Genomic DNA, 16488 nt, shown 5'->3' with positions numbered 1-16488 from the left:
CACCAACCGCCAGTTGTGCGGTCGCCATCGCAGCGAGTTTCTTTGTCGTGCAGGGGATTCGGGTCTATCTTCGATAGGCGCGCCCGCCGATGGAGGCGGTGAAGACCGCCGCCCGCACGCCGCGAGCGGCGTTCAGGTTGCGCTTCTCCTGCGGGGTGAGTCGATAGCGCGCCGTGATCCGCCGTATCGCGGCGATCACGGCGCCGAGCACCGGGATGGGGTCCACCGGGCGCAAAACCAACGCCATGAGGAACTCCTTACCAGAAAGACGCACGGGTACAGTCGAATTCGGGCGAATGAGGTGCCGGACCGGCCGCGCCGACCGATTCGGCCGGGTCGGCAGCCGCACTCCGCCGGCGATGCGACTCGATCGGATCCGGCCAGTGCGCAGGCGGTGAGTTCCAGTCGGCCCGCCGGGCGGTGGGCGATCGCTGCTCCGGATCGGACCGCGAAAGAGTTCGCCGCGAACCTGTCGACCGTGGACGATGACGGTGCCCTGGATGCACACCGTCTCGTCGCCGATCCCGGCGGACAGCCGGTCCGAGCGCGGCGAAGTCGGCAACATGACCAGTGCCGCGCGGCAATGCCCGGATGGTCGTCCCAACCTCGGTGACCGATTATGTGAACAATGATTCTTTCCAGAATCACCTCTTGTACTGCATCTACATTGGTGTAAGTTTGTCTCTGTTCGACAATCTGACACGGCACAGCGTTCCTGGTGCCCCCGCGCTCGGGCCGCGTCGGGTTGTCGGCCTCCGGACGCATCGGCACGCACATCCCCCCTTGTCGCAGACCCGACGCACCGGAGAACAGGTACAGCTCCCGGGGTCCGCTCATCCCCGGGAGCGGTATCGGCGTGGCCCGGCCCGGCCCGGCCATACGGCCAGGTCGTTACGATGTTCGTCATGAGTGTCGACAATCGCCGTACGGCGCGGAAGGCGAGCAGCGGCGACTCGGCACCTCGGGAGATCCGGCGCAGGCCGAAGAATCGCCGCGCCCAGATCGCCGCGGCGTCGGCGGCCGCGTTCGGCGCGCTCGGCTACCACGGCGTGAGCATGGACGACATCGCCTCCGGGCTCGGGATCAGCTCCGCGGCGCTGTACCGCCACTATCCGAGCAAGTACGCGCTGTTCCGCGAGGAACTGCTGCGCGTGGGCCGGGCGATGACCGAATCGGTGGAGCTGCCCGATGAGGCGGCCGACTGGCCGGCCGAACAGCGGTTGCGGCACGTGCTCGACGCGCTCATCGCGGTCACGATCGAGAACCGCCCCACCATCACCCTGGTGCGCTGGGAGGTCCGCTACCTCGAGCCCGACGACCAGACCACACTCAACGACCAGCAGGCCACGGTGCTGGGCGCGCTGGGCAGTCAAGTGGCCGCGCTGCGCCCGGAACTCGCCGAGGCCGACCTGCGCGTGCTGCGCGCCGCGCTGCTCAGCACGATCACCAGCATCGCCGACCACCACGCCGCCCTTCCCGTCAAACCCCTTGCCCGCCTGCTGCATTCGGCTTGCTGGTCGATCGCGCACGCGAAGCTGCCCGCACTGCGCGCGGTGGAGCCGGTCGCGGTGGTGGAGATCCCGGACTCGTTCAAACACGAACTGCTGCTGCGCAAAGCGGTGGAGCTGTTCCACGAGCGCGGCTATCCGAACGTCAGCGTCGAGGACATCGCGACCGCCGCCGGGCTGTCGGCCGCGTCGGCGGTGTACCGGTTCTACCGAGGCAAGAGCGACATCCTGGCCGCCGCGTTCCGCCGGGCCGCCGAACGGGTCTCCGGAGCCGTCGGCCCCGCCGTGGCGGCGGCCACCGATTCCGAGGACGCGCTCACCGCGCTGGTCGACCAGTACGTCACCGGATCGTTCGCCGAGCGCGCCCTCACCTTCGTGTATTACACGGAGTTCCAGCATGTTCCGACCGACGAGCGCACGGTGCTGCGCAATATCCAGCGGCTCAGCGTCGAAGAGTGGGCCAGATTGCTGCGCGAGGTGCGCCCTGAGCTCACCCCGGCCGAGGCGCGCATCCTCGTCCACGCGGCGTTCGCGGTGGTCGTCGACCTGGGCCGCGCCTTCGGCAACGAACCGCTGGCCGCCCAGGACCGGGTGCGCCTGCTGATGCAGCTGATCCTCTTCGGCCGCCCCGCACGCTAGCCGCATATGTGATCGGCAATTCTTACCGCGCTGTGACCATTGTGCGATATGAAGGCTGGTTCACAGCGTTCTTGTGATTTACCATTCAGTTACCGTTCGGGCAAGGGAGCGGCGGTGAACCAATCATTCGGTTGGGCTACCATCGCGGCATGGGTGCCCGGGACCACCGCGCTGCGGACGAGGCGGCCGACGGGACACCGGCACGCGTGATCCGTCGCCGACCGCGCGACCGTCGTGCGCAGATCGCGGCGGCGTCGGCGGAGGCGTTCGGCGCGCTGGGCTATCACGGCGTCAGCATGGAGGACATCGCCTCCCGGCTCGACATCAGCTCGGCGGCGCTGTATCGGCACTACCCGAGCAAGTACGCGCTCTTCCGCGAGGAAGTGCTGCGGCTTGGCACGGTCAGCCAGGAAGCGGCCACGCTACCGGACGCCACCGACCTGCCCGCCGGGCAGCGACTCGAACGAGTGCTCGACGCGCTGATCACGGCCGCCATCGCCAACCGGCGCAGCGCCGCGCTGCTGCGCTGGCAGCGGCGCTACCTGGAGGACGCCGACGCGGCCACCCTGGCCGATCAAATCGCGAGCGTGAACGCGGCTCTTACGTCACTGCTCGCCGCCCCCAGGCCGGCATTGCCCAAGGCCGATCGCGGCGTGCTCGCCGCGGCGGAGCTGAGCGTGCTCAGCAGCATCGGCGATCACCACGTCTCGATCCCGGTGCGCGCGCTCACCGCGCGGCTGACCGCCACCTGCCGCGCGATCGCCGCGTGCGAGTTGCCGGCCCCCGGCAGCGCCGAGAACTTCGCCGCGAGCGAGATCCCGCTGACCTTCAAGCACGAACTGTTGTTGACCCGCGCGGTCGAGCTGTTCCACCAGCGCGGATATCCGAACGTCAGCGTGGAGGACATCGCCACCGCCGCCGGACTGCCCGCCTCCTCGGCGGTGTACCGGTTCTACCGCGGCAAGGGCGACATTCTCACCGCGGCGTTCCGCCGGGCGGCGGAACGGGTGTCGGCCGCCATCGGGCCCGCCGTCGCCGCCGCCGAGACGCCCGAGCAGGCGCTGAGCACGCTGATCGAGCTGTACGTGGCGGGTTCGTTCGCCGAGCGCGAGCTGACCTTCGTCTACTACGCCGAGATCAGCAACGTGCCGCCGGAGGAGCGCACCGTGCTGCGCAACATCCAGCGGCTCAACGTCGAGGAGTGGGCCAAGCTGCTGACCGGCGTGCGCCCGGAGCTGTCCGCGGCCGAGGCGCGCCTGCTGGTGCACGCCGCGTTCGCCCTGGTAGTCGACCTGGGTGAACGCTTCGGCTCCGACGACCCGGCCTGCTCGCCGCAGCGCGTGATCCGCCTGATGCAGGTGATCCTGTTCGAACGACCGGCGGTATAGGCCCCTCCTGGGCGCATTGCGCTCCTGGCGAACGCCGCGCGGGAATCGACCTCCTCGCCTCGCTGTTGCCGCAGAAGGAGTGCCCGCCCGGCCCGGGCAGGGTGCTCGTGCAGCGTTCGCACAGTTTCCGACTTCGGAAGGCAGATCCTCTATGAGCACAGACCTAGACGCACAGCCCGCGGCGGCCTCCGGAACCTTCGCCATCGGCGGCGATCTTCCGGTGCACCGGCTCGGATACGGCGCGATGCAGTTGACCGGCCCCGGAGTGTGGGGCGACCCGAAGGACCCGGACGAGGCAGTCCGGGTGCTGCGCCGTGCGGTCGAGCTCGGCGTGAATTTCATCGACACGGCCGACTCCTACGGCCCGTTCGTCAGTGAGAACCTGATCCGCAAGGCTCTGCACCCCTATCGCGAGGACGTGGTGATCGCCACCAAGGCGGGGCTCACGCGGCAGGGGCCCAACGAGTGGCGTCCGGTCGGCAGGCCCGAATACCTGCGCCAGCAAGCCGAACTGAGCCTGCGCCACCTGGGCGTCGACCGGATCGACCTGTACCAGCTGCACCGCATCGACCCGCAGGTGCCGCTGGCCGACCAGCTCGGCGAACTCGTCGCGCTCCAGAAGGAGGGCAAGATCCGGCACATCGGCCTCTCGCAGGTCAGCGTCGAGCAGCTGCGCCAGGCGCGCGAGCACGCCGCCATCGCCTCGGTGCAGAACCTGTACAACCTGGCCAACCGCGCCGACGAGGACGTGCTGAACTACGCCGAGCAGGAGAACATCGGCTTCATCCCGTGGTTCCCCATCGCCACGGGTGAACTCGCCGCCCCCGGCGGTCCGCTGGCGGCCATCTCCGCCGAGCACGGCGCGAGCCCCGCGCAACTCGCCCTGGCCTGGCTGCTGCGCCGCTCCCCCGTCGTGCTGCCGATCCCGGGTACCTCCAGCGTCGCGCACGTCGAGGAGAACATCGCGGCCGCGCGAATCACGTTGAGCGACGAGGAATTCGAGGCGCTGTCCGCCGCCGCCGGGTCGACCGGGAACTAGTAGGCCCCGGTTGGCGCTCGGGGGCACCCACGGCGGCGAGTCCGGGTGCCCCCGAGCCCTTTGGCGGGAGCACGGGGAACTGCGCGGGCAATTTCCGCTGCCTGTGAGAGTCGGCGGGCGAGGATGGCCGGTAGCTCGCCGTCACATCAAATGGAGTTCGGCTGCCGGGGGCGGTCGCGGAAGTAGGCGAAGTCGTTGCGGGAGACGATGATCGCGGCTACCAAGGTTGAGCAGGTGGTGAAATCGCAGGCGCGGTGCAGGATGGCGGCCATGGCGGCGTTTCGGCGGCTCGACACGGCCCATCGCGGGTTGTCGTGGGCGTGTTTCGAGCGTGATCGGTCGACGGGGAACGGGTGGATGGTCGCGTTCGTCGCCGGGTCAAGCATGGCGGGCCGACCTCCTGTGCCCGGGTCGGCCCGCGCAGGCGCGGATCGCCTGGACCACGAGCAGGCCGGAGGGGCGGATCGGTCCGCGCGGTGGCTCGACCCAGCGGCGCAAGTGGGCGGACCGATCGCCCGGGCTGGGCAGGGCGATGATGCCGCCGGTGCGGACGATCGACACGTTCAACCGGAACATTTCCGCGAACAGGCGGTCGTCGTCCGGTAGATCCGGACGGGTCAGAAATGTCCATCGGCGCGAACGCGGATGCGCTATCACTGGACAAGTGCCCGAATAAGCCTCGCGCAGGGAAATTCGCACCATAGCCGCCAGTTCGGCGGGAACTGTCACGCCCCATACGCGAGTCGCTCGCATAATGATCCGGCCCATAGACGGTGGATCTATGACTGCCGGGAGTTCACACACCTTCCGGTAGAAGTTGCAGCGGGACAGGGGTGTGTTGCCATACTCGATCTGGCTCACCTTTAGATCTCCACTCGCGCTTGTCGGTTTACGAAAAGCGCGGCACTCGGTCGATCAGCCCACACATACGCTTGGTAATTCCGCTCTTACAAACGCATTCGTGAGTTTGCTCCCTGCCACACCGAGCGCCGCGCACCACAACGACATCAGCCCGGCTGACCAGGCACGACACGGACGCGACGATCCACCGAAGATTTTTCGTTTCGCCACAACGGTTTCCGTGATCCATGGCAAACTTGTTCCGCTCCCTGCTGTCCACCGTTCCGTCTACCGAGGGGTAAAGAAAGAGATGGCCGACGAAGACAGCACCCTGCCCCGGCGACAGCTGGGGCGCTATCTGCGTCAGTACCGCGACGAAAACGGCATGACCTTGGCTCAGGCCGCCAAACTGGTGGAGATCGGCACCACCACACTGCATCGGCTCGAAAAGGGGACCGCCGACAAGGTCAAAGTCCGGATCGTTCAGCACCTGTGCGAAATCTACGAACGCTCCACTCAGGAAATTGCCGCGATGAAGCACCTCGCCGCACAGGCCGCCGTCAAGAACTGGTACCAGGAGTTCAACGACGTTCTGCCGCACAACTTCGACAACTACGTCGGACTGGAGGCCGCTGCTCGACAGTTGTTCTCGTATCAAGAACTCGTCCCGGGTCTGCTTCAGACCGCTGACTACGCCAGAACGATGATCCGCAGCTACTACGTGGACGAGCCCGAGAGCTACATCGAACGCCGGGTCGAACTGCGCATGAAACGGCAAGCGCTCGTCCGGCGGAAGATTCAGCCGGTCGCGCTCGATGTCGTGCTGCACCAGTCGGCCCTGCATCGCAGGGTCGGAGGTCCCCGCATCATGTCGAACCAGTTACTCCAACTCGCTGATGCCAGCACGTGGCCGAATGTGGACGTACGCATCCTGCCGTTCGCGCAGGGACTGCCGAAGGGCGTGCTGCCAGGCGGCTTTGTCATCCTCGACTTCGGCACGGACGGCAAGGGGCGCCCCGTCGAACCTACGGTGGTTTACATCGAGAACGTGCTGACCGCGAACATCTACCTCGAGAAACCATCGGACGTGGACCGATACCGCGCGGTGTCGGCGGCTCTGCGCGATGCTGCGCTGAGCGTGGCGGAGAGCAGAGCGTTGCTCAGGAAAGTGGCGAAGGAGTATCAAGCGTGAGTAAAGATCTTGCTGGGGCCAAGTGGTTCAAGAGCAGCAGAAGCCAGGCGGGCCAGGAGTGCGTAGAGGTCGCCTGGCTCGACGGCGACATGGTCGGAGTCCGTGACTCGAAGAACACGAGCGGTCCGGCGTTGGTCTTCACCCCCAGCGAGTGGGACGCATTCACGGCAGGCATAACAAGCGGCGTATTCCACTCGTCGAACGCCTGACCCGCAGCGGAAGCACAATCCGCGGTAGTGATATGGCTGTCGCGACGTAAGCCTGCAACAGCCATATCACTACCTGCGTGCTCTCACATGCGTTCCGGCGCTGCGATGCCCAGGAGGTTCAGCCCGTGGGCGAGGGTGCGGGCGGTGAGTGCGCACAGGGCGAGGCGGTTGGCGCGGGTCGGTTCGGGGGCGGTCAGGACGGGGCAGTTGTCGTAGAAGGTGGTGAAGTCGCGGGCCAGCTCGTAGAGGTAGCCGCACAGGCGGTGGGGTTCCAGGGTGGAGGCGACTTCGGTGACGGCGTTGCCGTACGCGTCCAGCTCCAGGGCCAGCGCGCGTTCGGCCGGTTCGAGCGCCTGCCCGGCCTCGACCACAGGGGTGGGCTCCCCCGCCTTGCGGAGGATGGACCGGATGCGGGCGTGCGCGTACTGCAGGTAGACCGCTGTGTTGCCGGTGAGGGCGGTCATGCGGGCGAGGTCGAAGGTGTAGTCCTTGACCCGTGAAGTCGACAGGTCGGCGTACTTCACCGCGCCGATGCCGGACTGCTCGGCGATCGAATCCAGTTCGGCGGCGGTCAGTTCGGGGTTCTTCTCCTGAACGACGCGGCGGGCAGCGGCTACGGCGTCGTCGAGCAGGTCCGTCAGTCGCACGGTGCCGCCCGCGCGGGTCTTGAACGGTTTGCCGTCGCGGCCCAGGACGGTGCCGTAGGCGATGTGCTCGGCCTCGACCGGCGCGGTGAGCCAACCGGCGCGGCGCGCGGTCTCGAACACCAACTGGAAGTGCAGGGCCTGGCGGGAGTCGGTCACATACAGCAGCCGCTCGGCACGCATAGCGCCGATCCGGTAGCGGATAGTCGCGAGATCGGTGGTGTCGTAGCCGTATCCCCCGTCGCGTTTGCGCACCAGCAACGGCACCGGCTGATCGTCGGGTCCGGTCACCGTTTCGGAGAACACGACCAGCGCGCCGTCGCTTTCCACCGCGATGCCCCTGGTGACCAGCTCATCGATGGTGTCGGCGAGCATCGGGTTGTAGAACGACTCGCCCACGCTGTCCTCGGGGGTGAGCAGGACGCCGAGCCGGTCGTAGATGTCGCGGAACGCCTTCTCCGACTCGGTGACGATCTCGCTCCAGCGCGCCGCCGTCGCCGGGTCACCGGCCTGCAACGCGACCACCCGCGCACGGGAGCGGTCGGCGAACTCCGGGTCGGCGTCGAAGGCGGCCCGCGCGGTTCTGTAGAGCCGGTCGAGAGCCGAGACCGCCGCGTTCGCACCACCGCCGAGGTCGTCGTGGCGCCACCGCGCGTCGGGATGCTCGTCGAGATACTGGATGAGCATCCCGAATTGGGTTCCCCAGTCGCCGAGATGGTTCTGGCGGATCACCCGCGCGCCGAGGAAGTCCAGCACGCGGGCGAGGCTGTCACCGATGATCGTGGTGCGCAGATGCCCGACGTGCATCTCCTTGGCGATGTTGGGCGCGGAGTAGTCGACCACGGTGCGGCGGCCGCCCTCGGTGGCCGCCACGCCGAGCCGTTCGTCGCCCAGCCGCGCCGCGACCTGCTGCCAGACGGCTCGATCGGGCACCGTGAGGTTCAGGAATCCCGGGCCGGACAACTCGACCGACCGGAATACCCGGCCGGGCGCGGAAGCCAGTGCCGTCGCCAGTTCGGCCGCGTAATCCGACGGCCGCAGCCGCAGCCGCTTCGCGAGTGCGAGCGCGGCGTTGGACTGGAAGTCGGCGTGGGTGGATCGTCGCACCACCGGGTCTGCCCCGGCCGTCTCCGGCCGGGTGCGGTCGATCGCGTCGGAGACAGCGGCGACGACCTGATCGAGCAGTGGCAGAACCCCGGAATGGGTCACGGGACGAATCCTCCTGGTTGTAGGGATGCGCCAGTATCCCAACGAACCCGGCATCGATCACGTGACTTTCGCGCAGCTTCGCCGGGTCGGTCGACGATCATGCCGGTGCCCGAACGACGAGAGACCTATACCGGCGCGGAGACCGGGAGCCTGCGGTGTCGGCGGTGTCGATCCCGCGGCGCGCAGATGAGCCGCAGTCCAGTATCGAGCGTGGCGCCGACCCATGACACCGTGTGCACCCAATAGAGGCTGAGCACGTATGCGGCTTGCACGCCGCAGGCGGTCAGGCCGCCTAGGTACTCGCCCGCCCACTCAAGGTTCTCTGGGTAGGACCGGTAACGCCATAAGGCCAGTGTGGTGACATCGGGAACGTCGAGATCATCGATGAGATGGATGATCACCGTCCCCCACATCTCGTACGCGCGAGCGGCCGACCGGGTGGCCGCCGCGCGTGCCGCCTGGCGAACCGCACGGGCGGGGGCGGCGGGGCGTAGAGCTGGCTCGGGTTGTTCACGATGTCTCCTTCAGAGTGGTGGTGCTGGCGGTTTCCCTGGTCGGCCCAGCCGGGGCCGGGATCGACTTCTTGGTGCAGCTCGGCGCGGCTGACGCCGTGCCGCTCGGCGAGCGAGACGCTGCGCTCCAGGCCGACATCCTCGAGATCAAAGCCAACAGCGTCTCGACCGGGCACGAGCACGTCATGGCCGACGACGGCGACCCGCTCCAGCTCGGTGTGCCCGCTGGCCACGGTCAACGCGTCACCTATCTGCTGGCGACCGTCGCGGTGAACCAGGCCCGCGAGCAGGCCGCCCGCCTGGACGCTGCGGTCGGTCGGGTCGATCGTGGTGATGAGGCCGATTGGGAGCTGGAACCGCGGATCCGCGAAGCGATGAGCCAGGCGGAGACCCGGCTCGAGAACATCCCGTGGCAGAACCGCACCGCGCTGGTGGCCTCGCTCGTCGATGCGATGGTGTGGAGCCACGATTCGGAGCTGGCGGCCCAGCGCCTCGACGAACTGACCAGCTCCTACGCCTTGAGCTGGGGTGTGGACATCGACCCTATGGAGTTCACCGTCAGCGTCGACCCGCAGTTCGAAGCCGAGCATTTCCAGCGCTACGCCGAAGCAGCGAGTGTGTGGGATCGCGAGTCCGCCGCGATCGACATCGTGACCGCGCTGCCGATGCCCGAGGCCGCGAAAGACGCCGCGACCCGGGCGGTGATGGCGTGGCGCGGAACCGAGGTCGACCCGCTGGATCCGGACGAGCACCGCTTGAGCCAGAAGGCGCGACGCGAGCAGCTCGACGTCGACCTGGCCGCCGCCCCGATCACCGCCGAAGACCGAGCCCGCGTCGCCTTCGTCGTCGACTACGTGCGCGACGACACCTCGCGGGTGGATCTCCTCACCACTCCGGTGGTCGTGGACCCGGGCGAGGAAGCCCGCGGCCGGGTGGCGGGCCTGCTCGAGCAGTACGCGCGCAACCCCAAGTCCGCGCGTGAGGTCGGCAAGCAGATCTCCGTGCTGACCCCCGCCGACCAGGAACGCGTCCGCGACGTCGGCCGCGCCATCCAAGCGGGCCAGCCCGTCGACTTCGCGGTGTGGCCCGGCTACATCAACCGCGAGCAGCTGCTGGAAGAACTCCAGCTGTATGCGATGGACGCCGAGGAACTGCGCGCCGAAGCCGACTACATCGCCGAAGCCGACATCTCCACCGAGTCCCCGGAACGGATCGGGCTCAGCGACGAGATCGGCGCCCGGATCACCCGCATGGCCACCCAGCGCGAGCAGCTGCTCGACCAGGCCCGCCACGGCAAAGGACTCACCTCGATGGAACGCGCGCAGCTCGCGTGCACGATCGAGGACATCGACGCCGGAGTCATCCACGGGCACAAGGAGCTTCCCGAGCTGCTGTTCGCCGACGAACGCACCAAAGCCAGCGTCGATTTCGCGCGCACCGCCGAACCCGCCAGCGAGCTGTCCAACGCGACCCGCCACGAGATCACCGACCTGATCAACACCACCGGCGCCGTCACCCCGCACAGCCGCGAGGACGAACGACTGCGGTTCGAAGTGTCCTCGATCAGCGACGCGGTCTTCAGTGTGGCCGCCGGATCGCCAGGAACCGGCGTCGAGCTGGACCGCCAGCAGTACACGATGAAGCGCACCGAACTGGGCAAGGCACTGGCCCGCGCGGGTGTCGAGCCGGAGGTGCGCCAGCGGATCCGGACACTGGTCGACGACCGCGCCCGCCAGGCCGGGGAGCTCGGCCGCGGCGCTGCCGCTCGCCGCCAGCAGTGGAGGGACAAGTCCGCCCACGCTGTTGCCGCCCGTGACGACGCGATCGCCCAAGCGTCAGGCCGCCGCAGCCGGCCGCGGACCGAACCCCGGGACGCGGGCCTGCACCGCTCGACCCGAGCGCACCGCAGGACAAGGCCAGTCCCGGCCCGCACCCGCTGTCGGCGGCCGCCGCCAGGCCCAGCGCGAGGAGATCGGACGATGACCGACACCGAAGCCGTCGACCTGCACGTCATCGCCCGCCTGGACGATCCCGCTGGTGCGGTCGCCGATCTCTACGCCTGCGAGTTGTTCTACAGCGACGACGGCAGCATCTACGGCCGCCACGTCAGCTGCCGATGGGAATCCGTTCCCGCCACCCCGAGCGCGCCGATCAGCCTCGATGCGCTGGATGCCGCGCTCACCACCGCCGGGTACACCCGCACCGGCGAGTGGCGGCGCAAGACCACCAGCTCCGGCGCGGAGCGGTACTTCACCGTCGCCACGATCCGAATCGAGGACATCTGACCAACCCTGAACCCAGTACGCAGGGCAGCCCCGGAACGGCCAAGGTTCCGGGGCTGCCCTGCGTACTGGGCCTACTTCTTCCCGCCGCTGTTGCCGCTTCCGGACTTCGCCGCGCTCGACTGAGCACGGGAGGCGAATCCGGACTTCGCCGAGCTGCTGCCCGGGTTCTTCGCCGCCGCGGACTGGATCCGGGACGCGGCCGCGGTGGTCATCTTGCCGCCGCCGTGGCCCTTGCCACCAGACTTCGACATGACGCACTCCTTTCCGTACCTCGGTCCCCTCCTCCGGAATACACCAGTCCGCCCATGCCCAGCGCGGCACCGGTGCTGCGGGAGCCGAAACCACGCAGTGACGGCGCAGCGCGGGACGAGTTCGACCTGCCGGATCTGTCCACGAACAACCGATCGGAGTGCGTCGGCACCGATCACGTCGGCGCCGACGCACTCACCGGCCCGCAACCCGTGGATGCCGCAAAACGATGCTGCCCAGAGACGGTCGACTGGGGCGCCTAGCCCCGGTCGAGACCACAAATTCGCCAACTGTATGTGCTGGTCGGCGGGAAGCTGTCACGCTGTGGGTTGCTACAGCGCATGCTCGACTCCGCCGGATACGAGGGAGAAGACGATGCCGAAGCCAGTCATCACCGGTCTGAGCACCCGCGAAGTCCTGTCCGAAGGCGGTGACACGGTCGTCGTGACCGGCCGCAACTTCACCGGCGCCACCAGGGTGTTCTTCGACGATGTGTATCACAAGGAATACAACGCGAAGTTCACGGTGAACAGTGATTACCAGATCACCCTGATCAGTCCCGAGCTGCACCGACGCAACGACCACCACATCTATGTCGAGGTCGGTGGGCAATTGTCCACGACTCCGAGCGAGCGCACCATGGTTTCCGACGGCGACGGGATGTCCGCCACAGGAACGGGCGGGATCACCCTCACCACCCAGCCGAACGACGCCAACAGGATCCGCGTCGTATCGACGCGCTCGAAGGACCTCTTCGGCGAGTTCATGGACCATCACTCCGAAGGCCCAGACCGGCGCGATCAAGACCGGCGCGCTGAGTTGTCCGACGCCGAGTCCGATCAGGAAGCCGTCGATCCGGAAGACATCAGCGACCGTTTATGACCGCGTTCCCGCGCGAAGGATGCCGAGGCCGTCGCTGCCCCCGCCGGATGCATCCGCGGGGTGTGACGGCCTTCGCATCGAATCCGAAGCCCGGCCGGACCGACACACCACCACAGTCATGCGGCAAGGTGTGTTGAGAATCGATCGATTGATGAACAGTGCGGCCGGGGTGAACACCTTCTACGAGAGGCCTTGACCTCCGATAGACGGGGTTCTTGGCGGTCTGATGCGAAGGCCCTGCCGGGCACCGCCTGATTCTGTACCGTCCTCTTCGTGTCAGAGGGGGAGAAGCCTGCGCGCCGCGGGGCGGTCGTATCGCACTGGCGGTCAACCGCGCTCATAGTGGTCGGTGCCGCAACCGGGTTCGGCGCGGCCGTGCTCTCGGGGGTGAATGCCGACTTTTCGCAGCCGTTGGCGACGCTACTCGCAGGAACAGGCGTACTCACCGCAGGAATCTTGACCTACATCAATGGCCAACGCACCCGCGATCAGGCCGAAGAACATCACAACGAAGAGATGGCGCGTGAGCGTGAGCGCCATGCGGACGACACCGAGCGGGCGCGGGAAGCGGCGTTGTGGGAACGGTTCGGGGCGGCAGCAGCTCAGCTGGCCGACAAGTCCGCAGCGATTCGTATCGCAGGGGTGTACGCGATGGCCGGTGTCGCCGATGAGAGGTCCGAGTCGAACCGCCAGCAGTGCATCGACGTGCTGTGCGGCTATCTGCGCCTGCCCTACGACCCGGAACAGGGCGGATCCGGCCGCACCAAATTGGTAACCAAGACCTCCGGCGCCGACGGAGCCGAGCAGGAAGAACACACTGAGTACCGGCAAAACGATCGCGAAGTACGCGCGACCATCATCCGCGTCATCGCCGATCACCTCCGACCGACAGCCGAAAAAAGCTGGTCGACAAGCAACTTCGACTTTCGCACAGCACATCTCGAGAACGTCGACCTCAGCAATGTGAAGTTCTCCGGCGCCGCCAGGTTCGACGGCGCGACCTTCTCCGGCGACACCGGGTTCGGCGGCGCGACCTTCTCCGGCGACGCCAGGTTCGGCGACGCGACCTTCTCCGGCGAAGCGAGGTTCGGCGGCGCGACCTTCTCCAGTGACGCCTGGTTCGTTGGCGCGACCTTCTCCGGCGAAGCTCGGTTCGGCGACGCGACCTTCTCCAGTGACGCCTGGTTCGGCGGCGCGACCTTCTCCGGCGAAGCTCGGTTCGGCGACGCGACCTTCTCCAGCTCCGCCTGGTTCGACGGCGCGACCTTCTCCAGCTCCGCCCGGTTCGTTGGCGCGACCTTCTCCGGCGACACCGGGTTCGGCGGCGCGACCTTCTCCGGCGACGCCAGGTTCGGCGACGCGACCTTCTCCGGCGAAGCGAGGTTCGGCGGCGCGACCTTCTCCGGCGCCGCCTGGTTCGACGGGGCGACTTTCTCCAGCGACGCCCGGTTTGGCGGCGCGACCTTCTCCGGCGCCGCCTGGTTCGGCAGCGCGACCTTCTCCAGCTCCGCCAGGTTCGGCGACGCGACCTTCTCCAGCGACGCCCTGTTCGACGACGCGACCTTCTCCAGCGACGCCCGGTTCGACCGCGCGACCTTCTCCAGCGACGCCCTGTTCGACGGCGCGACCTTCTCCAGCTCCGCCTGGTTCGACCACGCGACCTTCTCCGGCTCCGCCGGGTTCGACCGCGCGACCTTCTCCAGCTCCGCCGGGTTCGACCACGCGACCTTCTCCGGCGAGGCCCGGTTCATGCAGGTGAATTTCGGCACTGAGATCATCTCTTTCGCCAGTCCGAATCAGTGGGGTCCTCCGGCGCCGGTATTCGACTGGGACCAGGACGTCAGCCAGAAGCCTGCCAATGTCGAACCGCAGGATTGGCCACCCGTTGTAGCAGCGGCCTCGTAGTCATACGGCAGGGTGTTGAGAATCGTTCGATTTCTGGACACTCGACAACCGGCACGGAAGGCGCGGGCTTCCAGCGCATCGCGATGTCCAAGAAACGTGTCGAGCCGCGGAGGGAAGCGAGGTCGGGCCCGGGGATGGTCGAGCATCACCCGGCCCAACACACCAGTTTGAAGCGGGTGCCGAGGACAGCCAGGAGACCGACGAAGCCCGTCGCTCCACGCGGAGCGACGGGCTCGGGGCACAGACGCGTCTGTGCTACGCGAATGGCTTGATCATCCGCGGGATGTAGATCTGGACCGGTTCGTAGTCCTCGTCACCCCGGGCGCTTCCGGAACGGAGTCAATCCGTGGTGGGTTGAGCCTGGTATTGGTTCACGAGGTGCTGGTAGAAGCTGTTCTCTGGCGACTCCAGCGAGATGGCCCGCAGGCCGACGGTGACCTTCCGGCCGACTACCGTCGAGGATCCGTCCTCATCGATGCCGAGGTCCTCGATGATCGCTGGCACCAGTTCGTCCAGCTCGTCATCGGTCACATAGACGGCGAGACGGCATTCAACTGGGATGCGCGCCGGATCGTACGTGTCGCCCCACGCGCGCTGAGCGAACTCGTCGACCGCGGTGACCGGCCCGAAGCTGGTAAAGCACGGGATACGGTTCACCCCGCGGATCCGGTGGGTGCTCTCCTCGAGCACCAGCGCGACCGGGTGGATTCCCTCGCCGTCGAGGGCGCCGGGCCCGGTCGCGTCCGGCAATCCGAGTCCTACCGCGAACTCCCACACTTGGCGTTCGTCGTCGTCCACGTACAACCTTCCTGCTATTTCTTCGATGAGCTCTCGACGCGGCAGTGCTTGACCTTCCGCCCCTTGGGTGCGGCCGCTTGCGCCTTGTTCCAGGCGTCCTTCTCGGCCGCGTCCTTGGTCTTTCCGGTCCCGGTGTACTTCTCTGGGCCGGTGGCGTCGGTCCGGTCCAGGTTCTCGAAGTAGCAGGACAATGTCACGGTCCACTTGGCGGTGAACTCGAACTGCCAGTGCGGGTGCGCCGCGTCGGCGGGTTCGGCCACAATTGTCGGTGTCTGCGCCTGTGCGATGCCGACCCCGGCTGTTGAAGCGCCCGCGATGCACGCAGCCGTCAGCGCGATTGTTGTGACAAGTCGCCGCCCGGCCGAAATGGTTCGCATGTCGTCCCCTCCGTTGGTTGAAGGTATCTCCTTCACTGCTCTTGGACGCGGCTGCGGCACAACGGGTTCCATCAGTGACTGGTGTCACAAGGTCACCCCTGAGCCATTGAAGGCGGTCCGCGAGTTAATCGACGGCCGAGCGCGGGAAGCCAGGCAGCTCGGCCGTGTCAGCACGTCACGGTGCTTTCTCAGGTGATGTTCCAGGTTCGCTCTGCAGCATCTACGAGCGCACGAAAAATTCTGACCGATACGGCCGAGCGTCATACGCGCCACGATCTGCCGTAGACGAGGTATTGCCTGATAACTGTTGTTATCGGGCAAATCGGCAGGTGTTCGGGTCTCGGTGACGTTGCCGGGCCGTCGCGGCGGGGAGCGTGGGTTTCCGGGTTGGCGGGCAACCTTGGGTAGGTGATGTGCCCACCAGGATGCGGAGGAGGTTGTGCCGCTTCGGTTGTAAACGGGTGGGTGGTGGTGTGGATGTTGGCTGGTTTTTGGGGCGTGAGGCTGTGAGGATCGGTGGCTGACTGAGGATTCGGATTGTCTTTGGATAGAGGGGGTGCCGTGGCTTCAGGGCAGGCGGTGAGGCGGGTGGTGGTTCCTACGGCGGCTACTGCGGTGTTGTCGACAGGGTTGGCGGTGGCGGTGAACTACGCGACCGGCGGCGGTCATTCGGTGTGGATGTGGCTGGCGGTCGCGGTCTTGACGGTGGGTGTGTTCGCAACGTCGCTGTGGATGCAGCGCGCTCAGTCCCCTCCTGTGGCGCCGGAACCAGCTAGTGGCATCGAGCTGGGGGATGTGAGGGACGGAGGGGG

The 16488-nt window shown here is 67.3% G+C and carries 16 protein-coding genes; 9 read left to right on the top strand and 7 right to left on the bottom strand.

What is annotated here, in order from left to right:
- Positions 1–64: 64 nt before the first annotated feature.
- Positions 65–247 carry a hypothetical protein gene (locus HOV91_RS08895; protein ID WP_174184959.1) on the bottom strand — a complete coding sequence of 61 codons (183 nt, stop codon included), beginning with the start codon at positions 245–247 and terminating at the stop codon, positions 65–67.
- Between the two features lie 658 nt (positions 248–905).
- On the opposite strand from HOV91_RS08895, the gene HOV91_RS08890 reads away from it, so the two are divergent.
- The 3 genes from HOV91_RS08890 (at position 906) to HOV91_RS08880 (ending at position 4574) form a co-directional block, all read left to right on the top strand.
- The gene (locus HOV91_RS08890; RefSeq protein ID WP_174184958.1) at positions 906–2147 is read left to right on the top strand and encodes a TetR/AcrR family transcriptional regulator; all 1242 of its coding nucleotides are present in this window, start codon (positions 906–908) and stop codon (positions 2145–2147) included.
- A 149-nt stretch (positions 2148–2296) separates the two neighbouring features.
- Positions 2297–3535, top strand: coding sequence for a TetR/AcrR family transcriptional regulator (locus HOV91_RS08885; protein ID WP_174184957.1), 1239 nt, complete (start codon positions 2297–2299; stop codon positions 3533–3535).
- Between the two features lie 151 nt (positions 3536–3686).
- On the top strand, positions 3687–4574 hold the full coding sequence (locus HOV91_RS08880) for an aldo/keto reductase (protein ID WP_174184956.1): 888 nt from the start codon (positions 3687–3689) through the stop codon (positions 4572–4574).
- 146 nt (positions 4575–4720) lie between these two features.
- Here HOV91_RS08880 and HOV91_RS08875 read toward each other — a convergent pair whose 3' ends face one another.
- Positions 4721–4960 carry a hypothetical protein gene (locus tag HOV91_RS08875; protein WP_174184955.1) on the bottom strand — a complete coding sequence of 80 codons (240 nt, stop codon included), beginning with the start codon at positions 4958–4960 and terminating at the stop codon, positions 4721–4723.
- A 575-nt stretch (positions 4961–5535) separates the two neighbouring features.
- On the opposite strand from HOV91_RS08875, the gene HOV91_RS08870 reads away from it, so the two are divergent.
- Complete coding sequence (locus HOV91_RS08870; RefSeq protein WP_312884527.1) at positions 5536–6606, top strand: helix-turn-helix domain-containing protein; 1071 nt, start codon at positions 5536–5538, stop codon at positions 6604–6606.
- Positions 6603–6815: a DUF397 domain-containing protein gene (locus HOV91_RS08865; RefSeq protein WP_174184954.1), complete on the top strand. Its 213-nt coding sequence runs from the start codon at positions 6603–6605 to the stop codon at positions 6813–6815. Before HOV91_RS08870 ends, HOV91_RS08865 begins: the two co-directional genes overlap by 4 nt.
- An 83-nt stretch (positions 6816–6898) precedes the next feature.
- Here HOV91_RS08865 and argS read toward each other — a convergent pair whose 3' ends face one another.
- Together argS and HOV91_RS08855 are read right to left on the bottom strand one after the other, a co-directional pair.
- Positions 6899–8668: an arginine--tRNA ligase gene (gene argS / locus HOV91_RS08860; RefSeq protein ID WP_312884526.1), complete on the bottom strand. Its 1770-nt coding sequence runs from the start codon at positions 8666–8668 to the stop codon at positions 6899–6901.
- Between the two features lie 125 nt (positions 8669–8793).
- Positions 8794–9069: a hypothetical protein gene (locus HOV91_RS08855; RefSeq protein ID WP_174184952.1), complete on the bottom strand. Its 276-nt coding sequence runs from the start codon at positions 9067–9069 to the stop codon at positions 8794–8796.
- Positions 9070–9197: 128 nt separating this feature from the next.
- Here HOV91_RS08855 and HOV91_RS39785 point away from each other — a divergent pair, with 128 nt between their 5' ends.
- Entirely contained in the window at positions 9198–11465 is a 2268-nt protein-coding gene (locus HOV91_RS39785) for a hypothetical protein (protein WP_246349938.1), read from the top strand.
- Between the two features lie 71 nt (positions 11466–11536).
- Here HOV91_RS39785 and HOV91_RS08845 read toward each other — a convergent pair whose 3' ends face one another.
- Positions 11537–11716 carry a hypothetical protein gene (locus tag HOV91_RS08845; RefSeq protein WP_174184951.1) on the bottom strand — a complete coding sequence of 60 codons (180 nt, stop codon included), beginning with the start codon at positions 11714–11716 and terminating at the stop codon, positions 11537–11539.
- A 54-nt stretch (positions 11717–11770) separates the two neighbouring features.
- Between HOV91_RS08845 and HOV91_RS08840 the strand changes: the two genes are divergently transcribed.
- The 3 genes from HOV91_RS08840 to HOV91_RS08830 all read left to right on the top strand — a co-directional run bounded on the left by HOV91_RS08840 (position 11771) and on the right by HOV91_RS08830 (position 14501).
- Positions 11771–11977, top strand: coding sequence for a hypothetical protein (locus HOV91_RS08840; RefSeq protein WP_174184950.1), 207 nt, complete (start codon positions 11771–11773; stop codon positions 11975–11977).
- Positions 11978–12089: 112 nt separating this feature from the next.
- Positions 12090–12596, top strand: a complete 507-nt coding sequence (locus HOV91_RS08835) for an IPT/TIG domain-containing protein (protein ID WP_174184949.1) — start codon at positions 12090–12092, stop codon at positions 12594–12596.
- 456 nt (positions 12597–13052) lie between these two features.
- The gene (locus HOV91_RS08830) at positions 13053–14501 is read left to right on the top strand and encodes a pentapeptide repeat-containing protein (protein WP_174184948.1); all 1449 of its coding nucleotides are present in this window, start codon (positions 13053–13055) and stop codon (positions 14499–14501) included.
- Between the two features lie 339 nt (positions 14502–14840).
- Here HOV91_RS08830 and HOV91_RS08825 read toward each other — a convergent pair whose 3' ends face one another.
- Positions 14841–15299, bottom strand: a complete 459-nt coding sequence (locus HOV91_RS08825; RefSeq protein WP_174184947.1) for a hypothetical protein — start codon at positions 15297–15299, stop codon at positions 14841–14843.
- Positions 15300–15313: 14 nt separating this feature from the next.
- The gene (locus HOV91_RS08820; protein ID WP_174184946.1) at positions 15314–15559 is read right to left on the bottom strand and encodes a hypothetical protein; all 246 of its coding nucleotides are present in this window, start codon (positions 15557–15559) and stop codon (positions 15314–15316) included.
- Positions 15560–16488 lie beyond the last annotated feature (929 nt).

Origin of the sequence: Nocardia barduliensis, from assembly GCF_013315795.1 — a bacterium.
GTDB classification, from domain to species: Bacteria; Actinomycetota; Actinomycetes; order Mycobacteriales; family Mycobacteriaceae; genus Nocardia; species Nocardia barduliensis.
The sequence above is the reverse complement of the archived record's forward strand: the minus strand, read 5'-3'. Positions and strand labels throughout refer to the sequence as shown.